This window comes from Rhodosalinus sp., assembly GCF_046542825.1.
In the GTDB taxonomy this organism is placed as follows: Bacteria; Pseudomonadota; Alphaproteobacteria; order Rhodobacterales; family Rhodobacteraceae; genus Rhodosalinus.
The window spans coordinates 26718-38870 of the sequence record NZ_JBKHAQ010000014.1 but is presented as its reverse complement, the minus strand read 5'-3'; the positions used below and the strand labels follow the sequence as shown (position 1 = coordinate 38870).

The window sequence follows — 12153 nt, the reverse complement described above, 5'->3', positions numbered from 1 at the left end:
ATGCAGCTTTTCCGTCATGTGCGCTGATCTAGGCTGCGTCGCCGTGCTTGTCACGAGGTTACTGCCGCCAGTCGGGCGCACGCTTCTCGATGAAGGCCGAGATCCCCTCGGCGGTGTCGCGATCGAGCATGTTCTCGACCATTGCCGCGCCGGTGAAGTCATAGGCGGCACCGAGCGGCATTTCCCCTTGTTTGTAAAAGGCCTGCTTGCCGATCTTCACGGCCGATCCCAGCTTGGACGCCACCGTTTCGGCCAGCGCGCGCGTCTCTCCGGCCAGTGCCTCGGGCGGGACCACGCGGTTGACCAGGCCGATCTCGCGGGCGCGGGTGGCATCCGCGAATTCGCCCGTCACCAGCATCTCGAAGGCCTGTTTCGTGGGCACGTTGCGGCTGAGCGCAACCATGGGCGTGGAGCAGAAGAGGCCGATGTTCACCCCGTTGACGCCGAAGCGCGTGCCTTCCGCCGCGACAGCGAGGTCGCAGGAGGCGACCAGCTGGCAGCCCGCCGCGGTCGCGATGCCGTGCACCTGCGCGATCACCGGCTGCGGCATCTCGCGGATGGTCTGCATCATGGTCGAGCAGCGGCGGAAGAGATCGTCGAAATAGCTGGCGCCCCCATCCTCGGACTGGCGGCCGGCCTGCATCTCCTTCAGGTCGTGGCCGGCGCAGAACGCCTTGCCCGCGCCCGACAGGATCACCGCGCGAATCGCGCGGTCCTTCTTCAGCGCGTCGAAGGCGGCCTGCAACTCCGCCAGCATCCCGTCGGAGAGCGCGTTGAGCCGCTCGGGCGCGGTCATGGTCAGATGCGCGACGGCGCCGGCGTCCTCTCGGTGCAGCAGGGTCATCTTGTCCTCCTCTCAGGGCTGGGCCAAGTCTAGGCGTCGTGAGCGGCGGAGGAAAGCATGGCGAACGGACGGGGCGGGCTGGCGATGGATGCGGAGGGGCTTGCGGCCTTCATGGCGCGCGAGTTTCCGCAGGTGGCCGGAGATTTCGCGATCGAGCGGCTGGCGCCGCGCGAGATCGAGGTGCGGCTGCGGGTGGACGATCGACACCTGCGCCCCGGCGGCACCGTGTCGGGTCCGTCGATGTTCGCGCTGGCCGATGTCTCGGTCTATCTCGCCGTGCTGGCGATGATCGGGCCGCAGGCGCTGGCCGTGACCACCGGCTGCTCGATGGACTTCATGCGCAAGCCCGCCGCGGCCACCGACATGATCGCGCGCTGCCGTCTGCTGAAGCTTGGCCGCGCGCTGGCGGTGGGCGACGTGCTGCTCTACTCCGACGGCATGGAAGAGCCGGTGGCGCGGGCGACGATGACCTATTCGATCCCGCCCGCGCGCGGATGAGGCATGCTCCCCGGCCCTGACGGGCCGCGTCGCTCCTGCGGGGACCGATCGGCGGGTCGGCCGAAGGCCCGCGGCATGCGCGATTGACCCGGTCGGGGGGGCGTGCCATCCAGACCGGCGAGGGATGACGGGAGACGCTCGCCCATGAAGGTCATCATCTGCGGCGCGGGCCAGGTGGGCTGGCAGATCGCGCGCCACCTCTCGGGCGAGAAGAACGATGTCACCGTCGTGGACAACAATGCCGACCTGGTGCGCCGGGCGACCGATGCGCTCGACGTCCAGGGACTGGCCGGGCACGCCTCCTACCCCGACGTCCTGGAACGGGCCGGCGCGCGCGACGCCGACATGATCATTGCCGCCACCTACTCGGACGAGGTCAACATGGTGACCTGCCAGGTGGCGCACTCGGTCTTCTCGATCCCGCGCAAGATCGCGCGACTGCGGGCGCAGAGCTACCTGACGGCGATCTATTCGGACCTCTACCGGCGCGACCACCTGCCCATCGACGTGGTGATCAGCCCCGAGCGCGAGGTGGCCGATGCCGCGCTGCGCCTGGTCTCGGCGCCGGCGGCCTTCGACGCGGAGGGGCTCCTGGACGGAGGTGCGCAGCTGCTGGGGCTGCGCCTGACCGACAGCTGCCCGGTGGTCAACACGCCGCTGCGGCAACTGACCGATCTCTTCTCGACCCTGCGCGCCATCGTGGTGGGGGTGCGGCGCGAGGGCACGCTTTTCGCGCCCGAGCCGAACGACCAGCTCTTTCCCGGCGATGCCTGCTACGTCATCGCCCATGCCGAGGATGTCGAGCGCACGCTGGAGATCTTCGGCAAGTCCACCAAGCGGACCGAGCGGGTGGTGCTGGTGGGTGGCGGCAACGTGGGCCTGACCGTGGCGCGGGCGCTCGAGGACCGGGCCGAGCGCATCCGCGCCAAGGTGATCGAGCGTGACAGGGCGGCGGCGGAACGCGCGGCCGACGAACTGCAGCGGACCATCGTTCTGAACGGCGACGGCCTCGACGTGGGGCTGTTGCAGGAGGCCAACATCGCGCGCGCGGATGCCGTGCTCTGCGTCACCGACGATGACAAGACGAACATGCTGGTCGCCGTCAGGGCGAAGTCGCTGGGCTGTCCGATGGCCATCGTGCTGGTCAACGACCCCACGCTGGAGCCGCTGATGGGGTCGCTGGGGATCGACGCCTACATCAACCCGCGCGCCACGACCGTCAGTTCGATCCTGCGCCACATCCGCCACGGGCGGGTGCGGGACGTCTATTCCATCGGCGATGCAGAGGCCGAGGTGATCGAGGCAGAGGTGCTGTCGACCTCGCCGATCACGGGGCAGCGCATCCGCGACATCGACTTTCCCGAGGGCGTGCTGGTGGGCGCGGTGAAGAAGGGGGCGAAGATCGTCAAGCCCGAGGGCTCCACCCGCATCGACGAGGGCGACGTCATCGTGATCTTCGCCCTCGCCAAGGACGTGCCGGAAGTCGAGCGCCTGCTGCAGGTCTCGTTCGACTATTTCTGAGCCGATGCGCGCGCTCCGCCAGTTACCGCTCTTCCTTCTGCTGGCCGGCGGCGGTGCGCTGTCGATGCTGGTGCCGGCCGTGGTGGCGCTGGGGCGCGAGGAGTTCCATATCGCGCGCAGTTTCTTCTACGCGGGGCTGCTGGGCACGCTGATCGTCGCGCTGATCGCGGTGGCGCGGGCGGGCCGCCCGCCCGAGCGCGATTCGGCCCGCCAGCTTCTGGCGCTGCTCGCCGCCTTCGTCGTGTTGCCCGCGGGCCTTGCGGTGCCGTTCCACGAGGCCCTGCGCACCACCAGCTTTCTCAACGCCTATGTCGAGATGGTGTCCTGCCTGACGACCACGGGCGCCACGCTCTTCGCGCCCGAGCGGCTGTCGCCCGAATTGCACCTCTGGCGCGCGCAGGTGGCATGGATGGGCGGCTTCGTGATCTGGACGGCTGCGGCCGCGATCCTCGCGCCCCTCTCGCTGGGCGGCTTCGAGGTCACGGCCTCGGGCGAGCCCGGCCGCGCCGACGCGCGCCAGCCGGCGATGGCCGCCGCGACCCCGCAAATGCGCCTGGCCCGCGCCGCGCGCCGGCTCGCGCCGGTCTACGGCGCGCTCACGCTGGTGCTGTGGCTCTTCCTCATGGCACTGGGCGAGGCGCCGATCGCTGCGGCGATCCTTGCCATGTCCACGATCTCGACCTCGGGCATCACGGGCGAGGCAGGCGACATCGGCGTGATCTCCGGCTTCTGGACCGAAGCCGCGATCTTCGCCTTCCTGCTTTTCGCGCTCTCGCGCCTCACCTTCTCGTCGGACACGCTGACCACCGCGCGCACGCGGCTGACGCAGGACCCCGAGTTCCGGCTGGGCCTCATTCTGGTCGTGGCGGTTCCGGTCGTGCTCCTTGTGCGGCACTGGGCCGGCGCCTACGAGGTCGCGCGCGACCAGGATCTGACACAGGCGCTGCAGGCGCACTGGGGCGCGAGCTTCACCGTCCTGTCGTTCCTGACCACCACCGGCTTCGTCAGCTCGAACTGGGAGGAGGCGCAGGTGTGGTCCGGCCTTGGCACGCCGGGGCTGATCCTGATGGGACTGGCCATCATCGGCGGCGGCGTGGCCACCACCGCGGGCGGCGTGAAGCTCCTGCGCATCTATGCGCTCTACCTGCACGGTCTGCGGGAGATGGAGAAACTGGTGCACCCGTCCTCGGTCGGGCGCGCGGGCGGTTTCTCGCGCCGGTTGCGGCGGCAGGGGGCCTTCATCGCCTTCGTCTTCTTCATGCTCTTCGCGCTCAGCCTGACGCTGACCAGCCTCGCCTTCGCCGCACTCGGCAGCGGCTTCGAGGAGGCGATGGTACTGGCGGTTGCGGCGCTCACGACGACGGGTCCGCTGATCGTCTGGGCGCCGGAGACGCCCATCGCGCTGATCGAGCTGTCGCAGGGCGGCAAGCTGACCCTTGCCGGGGCGATGATCCTGGGCCGGTTCGAACTGCTGGCCATCGTCGCGCTGCTGTCGCCGGCCCTCTGGCGCCGGTGAGGCTTCGTCGATAATTTGGGGCTGGAAACTCCGCCGGTTGCATCCCATACTCCTGCCCCGGACACGATGCCGCATCGCGGCGCGCCGCGGGCGCCCGCGCAACGACAGGGACCATTTCCCGGCTGGCTGACAGATGCAGTCCTGCGGGAAGAAAAGGACAAAAAGGGACACCATATGGCCTCGGACCGCCAGAACCTGCAGGACACCTTCCTCAACCATGTGCGCAAGACGAAGGTGCCGGTGACGGTCTTCCTGATCAATGGCGTGAAACTGCAGGGTGTCATCACCTGGTTCGACAACTTCTGCGTGCTGCTGCGCCGCGACGGACAGTCGCAGCTGGTCTACAAGCACGCGATCTCGACGGTGATGCCCTCGCAGCCGATCAACCTTTACGACGGCGACGACAATAGCTGAGACGGATGACAGCGGCATCACGCGCGCGGCGGTCCTGCACCCCGACATCCGGACTGCGCGCGACAGCCGCGACCCCGCCCATGCCCTTGACGAGGCCGTGGCGCTTGCTGCGGCGCTGCCCGGGCTGGAGGTCGAATGGGCCGAGATCGTGCGCCTGCCCAGGGCACAGCCCGGCACGCTCCTCGGCTCCGGCAAGATCGACGAGATCGGCGAACGGCTGAAGGCCGACGGGATCGAGCTTGTGCTGATCGACGGCCCGGTCACGCCGGTGCAGCAGCGGAACCTCGAGCGCGCATGGAAGGTCAAGCTGCTGGACCGCACCGGCCTGATCCTGGAGATATTCTCGGACCGCGCCGCCACCCGCGAGGGTGTGCTGCAGGTCGAGATGGCCGCGCTTTCCTATCAGCGCACGCGGCTCGTGCGCGCCTGGACCCACCTGGAGCGGCAGAGGGGCGGTCTGGGCTTCGTGGGCGGCCCGGGCGAGACGCAGATCGAGGCCGACCGCCGCGCCATCGACGAACAGCTCGTCCGCCTGCGCCGCCAGCTCGACAAGGTGGTCAGGACCCGCACGCTGCATCGCGCGGCGCGCGCCAAGGTGCCCTATCCGGTCGTCGCGCTGGTGGGCTACACCAACGCCGGCAAGTCCACGCTCTTCAACCGCCTCACGGGGGCGGAGGTGATGGCAAAGGACATGCTCTTCGCCACGCTCGATCCCACGATGCGGGCGATCCGGCTGCCCGAGGGGCCCGAGGTGATCCTGTCGGACACGGTGGGCTTCATTTCCGATCTGCCGACCGAACTGGTCGCCGCCTTCCGCGCCACGCTGGAAGAGGTGCTGGAGGCGGACCTGATCCTGCACGTCCGCGACATCGCGCACCCAGAGACCGAGGAGCAGAAGCGCGACGTCGAGGCGATTCTCGGGGATCTGGGCGTGGTCGAGACGACGCCGCGGATCGAGGTGTGGAACAAGCTGGACCTGCTGCCTGCCGAGGACGCCACGGCGGCGCGCGCGACCGCCGACAGGCGGCCCGAGGTGCTGGCGATTTCGGCGCTTTCGGGCGAAGGCATGGCCGATCTGACCGCCGGCATCGCCCGCGCGCTCGAAGGCGAGCGGCGGGAGGAACAGCTGGACCTCGGCTTCGACGACGGGCGCCGCCGCGCCTGGCTCTTCGAGAAGGGCGTGGTGCTGGACGAGGCGCAGGACGAGGGCGGCTATCACCTCCGCGTGCGCTGGTCGCCCAGGCAGGCCGCGCAGTTCCGGGCGATGGCGCATTGAGCAAGGCCGCCCGGCGGGGCGGCTCATCGCCCCATGCGGGGCTCTTCGACCGCGTCGAAACCCGGTATCCCGAGCGGGTCGCGCGATCGCCCGGACCATTCAGGCAGACCGCTTGCGAGACGACCCGCCGGGCTGTCCCCGGCCTCGCGCGGCCGGTGGCTGGCGGCGGATCGAGTGGACCCCGGCCGGTTGCGGCCGCCGTGAGCGTGCGGGTCGCTGCCAGCGCGTGCGGCAGGGGGGCATGGTCGAGATCGAGCCGCGGGAGGATGTGTCACATCAAATCATGTCATGCCAAGCCCGGAAATCGGGATTTTTCCTGCCAGCGGTGCATGCCGGAGCCCCGGGTCTCACAGGTCGCAACCGCCGCTTCGGGCTATGACTCCTCGGGCTGCAGCACGGTGACGCCCACCGCGCCCGCGCGCGCCAGATCGGGGTCGAGCGACATGTTGACGTATTCGCCCCGGCGCCAGAGCTGGCCCATGTCGTCGTAGTGCCGTGACAGGAAGTGCCCCGACTGCCCGGTCGAGGAGATGAAGACCGAACTGTCCGGGTCGGCGAAATCGTAGACGCCGCGATAGCCGGCGCCATGCACGTTGAGGAAGGGGTCCGGCTCCTCGCCGCCGGTCAGGCCCCGCATCAGCGTGTTGTCGCCGCCGCTGGTCGACTGGCGGATGTTCACGAAGTATCGCAGCAGCGGAACCTCGCCCAGCGTCTGGTGGTCGTGCGCGGCCTGATGCGCATCCCCCCACCGCAGCGATTCGAGCTGACTTCCATAGCGCTCGCCGATCCAGAGGAGCGCATCGTCGAGCGCGAGGCGCGCGATGTCGGTGCAGGTCTCGACCGCGCTCGACTGCCGGATGTCGCACCATTCGCTCGCGCCGTCCACGTCGCGGAACACGCGCTCGATGAACAGCGGCTCTGGGTGGGTGAACTCGTCTGCAAGCGGGCCGAGGTCGTCCTGGATCAGCCGCTCCTGCAACGCGCGCATCCAGGCGGCGTAGATCAGCGGCTCGGGCATGTGTTCGTTCATCTCGCCGTTCCATTCGGCGAGAAGCTGCAGCGCTCGCTGGCGCTGGCGTTCGGGCGTGCCGGCCGGCGCGGCCTCTCCGGTGAACCACAGGTCGGCGCCCACCAGCGGCAGCAGCGACCGCGCCGTGTGGCTCACCGTGTCGAGCTGCGCCTCGACAAAGCTGTCGCGGGTGTGGATCTCGCGGCTCTGCATCAGACGCTGCCAGCGCTCGACGCGCTGGGTGTCGCCCCACCAGTGCGAGACGTGCAGCGGAAAGGGCCGGTCGACGATCTTGTTGTTGGTGTTGCCCACGATGCCGCCCTGCGGATCGACGAAGCGCGGGTTGGACTCGAAGGGCAGGGTGCCCTGCCAGCGGTTCTCGGGCAGGTATCCGAAGGCCGGCATCCGCCCTTGCGTGCGGTGGTCCGCATCGCGTCGCGGCATCGCGCCGATCATTTGCAGCGCGATGCGCTCGCGGTCGGCCACGATCAGGTTCTGCGAGGGCGCGACGAACCACGCCGCAGCCTCCAGCGCCTCGTCGACGCTGCCGGAATGCATGAGCTCGATCGCGGATCGCAACGTGGTGTCGCGGTCCGACAGCGCCGTCCATGACAGGGCCGCGACATGGCCCGGCGGCGTGACCGTGCCCAGCGCGAATTGATCGGGCGGCAGCACGGGGCCGTTTTCGGTCCAGCGCAGGGTGACGGTGACGGGCGCACGATCCTTGACTTCCACGATGCTGCGCCGCGTTTCGAAGCGCGCCCAGCCGTCCGGTGTTCGGTATTCCTCCGGGTTGTCGGGGTTGATCTCCTCGAGCAGCACGTCCTGATCATCAAGGTTGGACGTGGTCAGCCCCCAGCCCAGCCGGTCCGACCGCCCTGTCATGACTGCCGGGACGCCGGGAATCGTCCCGCCGATCACCCCGCCGGAGGACAGTTCAAGCCGCGCCAGATACCAGATCGACGGCGCCGAGAAGCCGAGGTGCGGGTCGCTGGCCAGCAGCGTGCCGCCCGCGGCCGATCGTTTCGGCGCCGCGGCCCAGGCATTGGAGGCGCCGGCGAAACGGGGTGTTGCCACGGGCCAGAGCGGATCGGCCGGGGGCGGAGCGGCCTTCGCATGGCGCCGAACGCCGGGCACGAGGCTCGCATAGTCGGGAAGGGCGGCGATGCCGCCGCCGGGGGCCTCGGGCAGGATGTCCTCCACCTTGCCGGGACGATCCTCGAGCGCGAGCGAGACGCGCGCCTGTAGCACCTCCTGGCTCAGGTGCCCCGACAGCTGCAACGCCAGCAGCTTGACAAGGGCCAGCGAATCCGCCGGCTGCCAGGGCGCGATGGGTGCGTCGAAGAGGAAGAACTCGGGCGCGCCGCGGCCCAGGCTTTCGCGGTTGATCTGCTCCAGGCGCGCGTTGACGCCCGCGGCATAGGCCTCGAGCGCGGCGCGCGTGCGCGCATCCTGCGCCTCGACCGAGCGCTGGGCGAGGCGGTAGAGGTCGAGCCGCCGCAGCAGCGTGTCGATGTCGAGCGTGCGGGCGCCGAACATCTCCGACAGCCGGCCCTGCACGGTGCGCCGCAGCACGACCATCTGCCACAGCCGGTCCTGCGCGTGGGCGTAGCCCAGCCCGAAGAAGACGTCGGCGTCCGCCTGCCCGAAGATGTGCGGCACGTTCGCCGTGTCGCGCACGATCTCGACCGGGGCGCCGATGCCCGCCACCTCCAGCGTGGCATCGTAGTCTGGCAGCGAGCGCGAGGAGAGATAGTAGACGAAAAGCGCGCCCAGCGCCACGAGCGCCACGAGCGCCGTGGCGATGCCGAAGAGCCAGCGGATCACCCTGCCCATCGCGCGCCTTTCTCCCCCGGCCTTGCCTTCAGCCGACGGGCGCGAGACAACCCCGCCCGGACGCGAAAGGCAAGAGCGACGAGGAGGCAGACCAGTGGCAAAGGTGGCATTCATCGGGCTAGGGGTCATGGGCTATCCCATGGCCGGACATCTGGTGCGCGCGGGCCACGAGGTGACGGTCTACAACCGGACGGCGGCGAAGGCCGAGCGCTGGGTCGGCGAACATGGCGGGGCCAGCGCGCCCACACCGCGCGAGGCGGCGGAAGGCGCGGAGTTCGTCATGGCCTGCGTCGGCAACGATGACGACCTGCGCGAGGTTTGCCTGGGCGAGCATGGCGCCCTTGCGGGGTTGGCGCCCGGGACCGTCTTCGTCGATCACACCACGGTGTCGAAGCGGGTCACCGAGGAGCTTCATGCTGCGGCCGCGCAGCGCCAGGTGAGCTTCGTGGACGCGCCCGTCTCGGGCGGGCAGGCCGGGGCCGAGAACGGCAAGCTGTCGGTCATGTGCGGTGGCGACGAGGGCGCCTATGCCCGTGCCGAACCGGTGATCGCGGCCTATGCCGCAACCTGCCGCAGGCTGGGGGCCTCCGGGGCCGGGCAACTGGCGAAGATGTGCAACCAGATCGCCATCGCCGGCCTGCTGCAGGGACTCTCCGAGGCGCTCAACTTCGCCGACCGGGCGGGGCTGGACGGCGCGCAGCTGGTCGAGGTGATCTCGAAGGGCGCGGCGGGGTCGTGGCAGATGGAGAACCGCTCTGACACGATGCTGGCGGACGAATTCGACTTCGGTTTCGCGGTGGACTGGATGCGCAAGGACCTGGGCATCTGCCTGTCCACGGGCGACGAGATCGGGGCGGCGCTGCCCGTCACCGCGCTGGTCGACCAGTTCTACAAGGACGTGCAGGCGATGGGCGGCGGGCGCTGGGATACCTCTTCGCTGATCCGGCGGCTGCGCGCCTTCGCGCAGGATTGAGCGAGGGCAAGGCGCTTGGAAAGCGCCTTGAAGCGGTTTCGCAAACCGCTTCAAGGGCCTTGCAAGGCCCTTGGCCGCCTCAGCCCAGCCGTGCCGCCAGCGCGCCCTCCCAGAGCGCCACGAGATCGGCGAGAGGGGCCTGCGCCGCCCCGAAGCGCACCGTGTCGCCGGTGAAGCGGCCCACCGTGCGGATCGGCACCCCGGCGCGGCCGGCGGCGATCATCAGCCCCTCGGCCTGGTCGAAGTTGCAGGCCACGAGGTAGCGGCCCTGATCCTCGCCGAAAAGCGCGCCGGTCTCGGCCTCGTCCAGCGCCACGCCCACGCCACCGCCTGCTGCCAGCTCGAAGGCGGCGAGCGCGAGACCGCCGTCCGACAGGTCCGTGCAGGCGCGGATCAGCGCGCGGTTCTCGAGGATGAAGGCGCCGTTGCGCCGCTCGGCCTCCAGATCGACGGGCGGCGCGTCGCCGTCTGCGCGGCCGAACATCTCCCACAACAGCGCCGAGCGGCCAAGGTGGCCCGCGGTCTCGCCCACCAGCACGGCAACATGCCCCTCGCGGGCGCGGCCGGTAATCGCCTCCTCGACCTGCTCCACCAGCCCCACCGCACCGATGGTCGGGGTGGGCTGGATCGGCTGGCCCTCGGTCTCGTTGTAGAGCGAGACGTTGCCCGAGACGATCGGCATGTCGAGCGCGCGGCAGGCCGCACCGATCCCTTGGATCGCGCCCACGAACTGGCCCATGATGCGCGGCTTCTCGGGGTTGCCGAAGTTGAGGTTGTCGGTCGCGGCGAGCGGTCGCGCGCCCACCGCCACGAGGTTGCGAAAGGCCTCTGCCACCGCCTGCTTGCCGCCCTCCACCGGGTTCGCCTCGACATAGCGGGGGGTCACGTCAGAGGTGAAGGCGATCGCCTTGTCGGTGCCGTGGACCCGTACCAGCGCGGCCCCGTGGCCCGGGCCCTGCACCGTGTCCGCCATCACCATGTGGTCGTATTGCTCCCACACCCAGCGACGCGAGCAGTGGTTGAGCGAGCCGACAAGCGCGCGCAGCCCCTCGATCGGGTCCACGTCCGGAACAGGACCCAGCGGCGCGGGCGCTTCCGTCTCGATCCAGTCGCGGTCGTATTCCGGCGCCTCGCCCGAGAGCGCGCGCAGCGGCAGGTCGGCGCAGGTCTCGCCATTGTGCACGACCAGGAAACGATCTTCGGGGATCGTTTCGCCCACCACGGCGAAGTCGAGGTCCCATTTCTCGAAGACCGCGCGCGCTTGGGCCTCCTTCCCGGGGTCGAGCACCATGAGCATCCGCTCCTGGCTTTCGGACAGCATCATCTCGTAAGGAGTCATGCCCGTCTCGCGGCAGGGCACGCGGTCGAGGTCCAGGCGGATGCCAAGGCCTCCCTTGTCGCCCATCTCGACGGCCGAACAGGTCAGGCCGGCCGCGCCCATGTCCTGGATCGAGACGACGGCGCCGGTCTCCATCAGCTCCAGGCAGGCCTCCATCAGCCGCTTCTCGGTGAAGGGGTCGCCCACCTGCACGGTGGGGCGCTTTTCCTCGATCCCCTCGTCGAATTCCGCGCTGGCCATGGTCGCGCCGCCCACGCCGTCGCGCCCCGTTCTGGCGCCCAGGTAGACCACAGGGCGGCCCACGCCGCTGGCGGCGGAGTAGAAGATGCGGTCGGCATCCGCGAGCCCCGCGGCGAAGGCGTTGACGAGACAATTGCCATCATAGGCCGGGTGAAAGCGCAGCTCGCCCCCCACCGTGGGAACGCCGAAGGCGTTGCCGTAGCCGCCGATGCCCGCCACCACGCCGTGCAGCAGCGCGCGGGTGCGCGGATGGTCGGGGCGGCCGAAGCTCAGCGCGTTCATCGCCGCGATGGGGCGCGCGCCCATGGTGAAGACGTCGCGGAGGATGCCGCCCATGCCGGTCGCCGCGCCCTGGTAGGGCTCGATGTAGGAGGGGTGGTTGTGGCTCTCCATCTTGAAGACCAGCGCCAGTTTCCTGCCATCGGGACCATCCCCGATGTCCACGACGCCGGCGTTCTCGCCCGGCCCGCAGATCACCTGTGGCCCCGTCGTGGGCAGCGTCCGCAGCCATTTCCTCGAGGACTTGTAGGAGCAGTGCTCGTTCCACATGGCCGAGAAGATGCCCAGTTCGGTGAAGCTGGGCTCGCGGTTCAGCAGCCGCAGGATATGCGCGTATTCTTCGGGCCTGAGGCCGTGTGCCTCGACGAGTTCCGGCGTGATCTCGGGCTCGGACATGCGCGGACGGTT

Annotated in this window: 9 protein-coding genes; 6 read left to right on the top strand and 3 right to left on the bottom strand. The window is 69.7% G+C overall.

The genetic code is table 11. The features are described 5' to 3' along the window. Positions 1–58: 58 nt before the first annotated feature. Positions 59–844 (bottom strand): enoyl-CoA hydratase, encoded by a 786-nt coding sequence (locus ACLFOB_RS03545; protein ID WP_410924896.1) that lies wholly within the window; start codon positions 842–844, stop codon positions 59–61. A 57-nt stretch (positions 845–901) separates the two neighbouring features. Between ACLFOB_RS03545 and ACLFOB_RS03540 the strand changes: the two genes are divergently transcribed. From ACLFOB_RS03540 to hflX, 5 genes are all read left to right on the top strand, one after another. Next, a complete protein-coding gene (locus ACLFOB_RS03540; RefSeq protein ID WP_410917808.1) occupies positions 902–1342 on the top strand; it encodes a PaaI family thioesterase in 441 nt (146 codons plus the stop codon). Positions 1343–1486: 144 nt separating this feature from the next. After that, positions 1487–2863, top strand: coding sequence for a Trk system potassium transporter TrkA (gene trkA, locus ACLFOB_RS03535; protein WP_410924895.1), 1377 nt, complete (start codon positions 1487–1489; stop codon positions 2861–2863). 4 nt (positions 2864–2867) lie between these two features. Continuing rightward, positions 2868–4379, top strand: a complete 1512-nt coding sequence (locus ACLFOB_RS03530) for a potassium transporter TrkG (RefSeq protein ID WP_410924893.1) — start codon at positions 2868–2870, stop codon at positions 4377–4379. Between the two features lie 174 nt (positions 4380–4553). Then, positions 4554–4793, top strand: a complete 240-nt coding sequence (gene hfq / locus ACLFOB_RS03525; protein WP_113289500.1) for an RNA chaperone Hfq — start codon at positions 4554–4556, stop codon at positions 4791–4793. A 16-nt stretch (positions 4794–4809) separates the two neighbouring features. Further along, a complete protein-coding gene (hflX, locus tag ACLFOB_RS03520; protein ID WP_410924897.1) occupies positions 4810–6069 on the top strand; it encodes a GTPase HflX in 1260 nt (419 codons plus the stop codon). A 373-nt stretch (positions 6070–6442) separates the two neighbouring features. On the opposite strand, the gene ACLFOB_RS03515 is transcribed toward hflX, so the two are convergent. Next, positions 6443–8914 carry a penicillin acylase family protein gene (locus tag ACLFOB_RS03515; protein ID WP_410924892.1) on the bottom strand — a complete coding sequence of 824 codons (2472 nt, stop codon included), beginning with the start codon at positions 8912–8914 and terminating at the stop codon, positions 6443–6445. 94 nt (positions 8915–9008) lie between these two features. On the opposite strand from ACLFOB_RS03515, the gene ACLFOB_RS03510 reads away from it, so the two are divergent. Further along, on the top strand, positions 9009–9887 hold the full coding sequence (locus tag ACLFOB_RS03510; RefSeq protein WP_410924890.1) for an NAD(P)-dependent oxidoreductase: 879 nt from the start codon (positions 9009–9011) through the stop codon (positions 9885–9887). Positions 9888–9966: 79 nt separating this feature from the next. Here ACLFOB_RS03510 and purL read toward each other — a convergent pair whose 3' ends face one another. After that, a complete protein-coding gene (purL, locus tag ACLFOB_RS03505) occupies positions 9967–12141 on the bottom strand; it encodes a phosphoribosylformylglycinamidine synthase subunit PurL (RefSeq protein WP_410924888.1) in 2175 nt (724 codons plus the stop codon). Positions 12142–12153 lie beyond the last annotated feature (12 nt).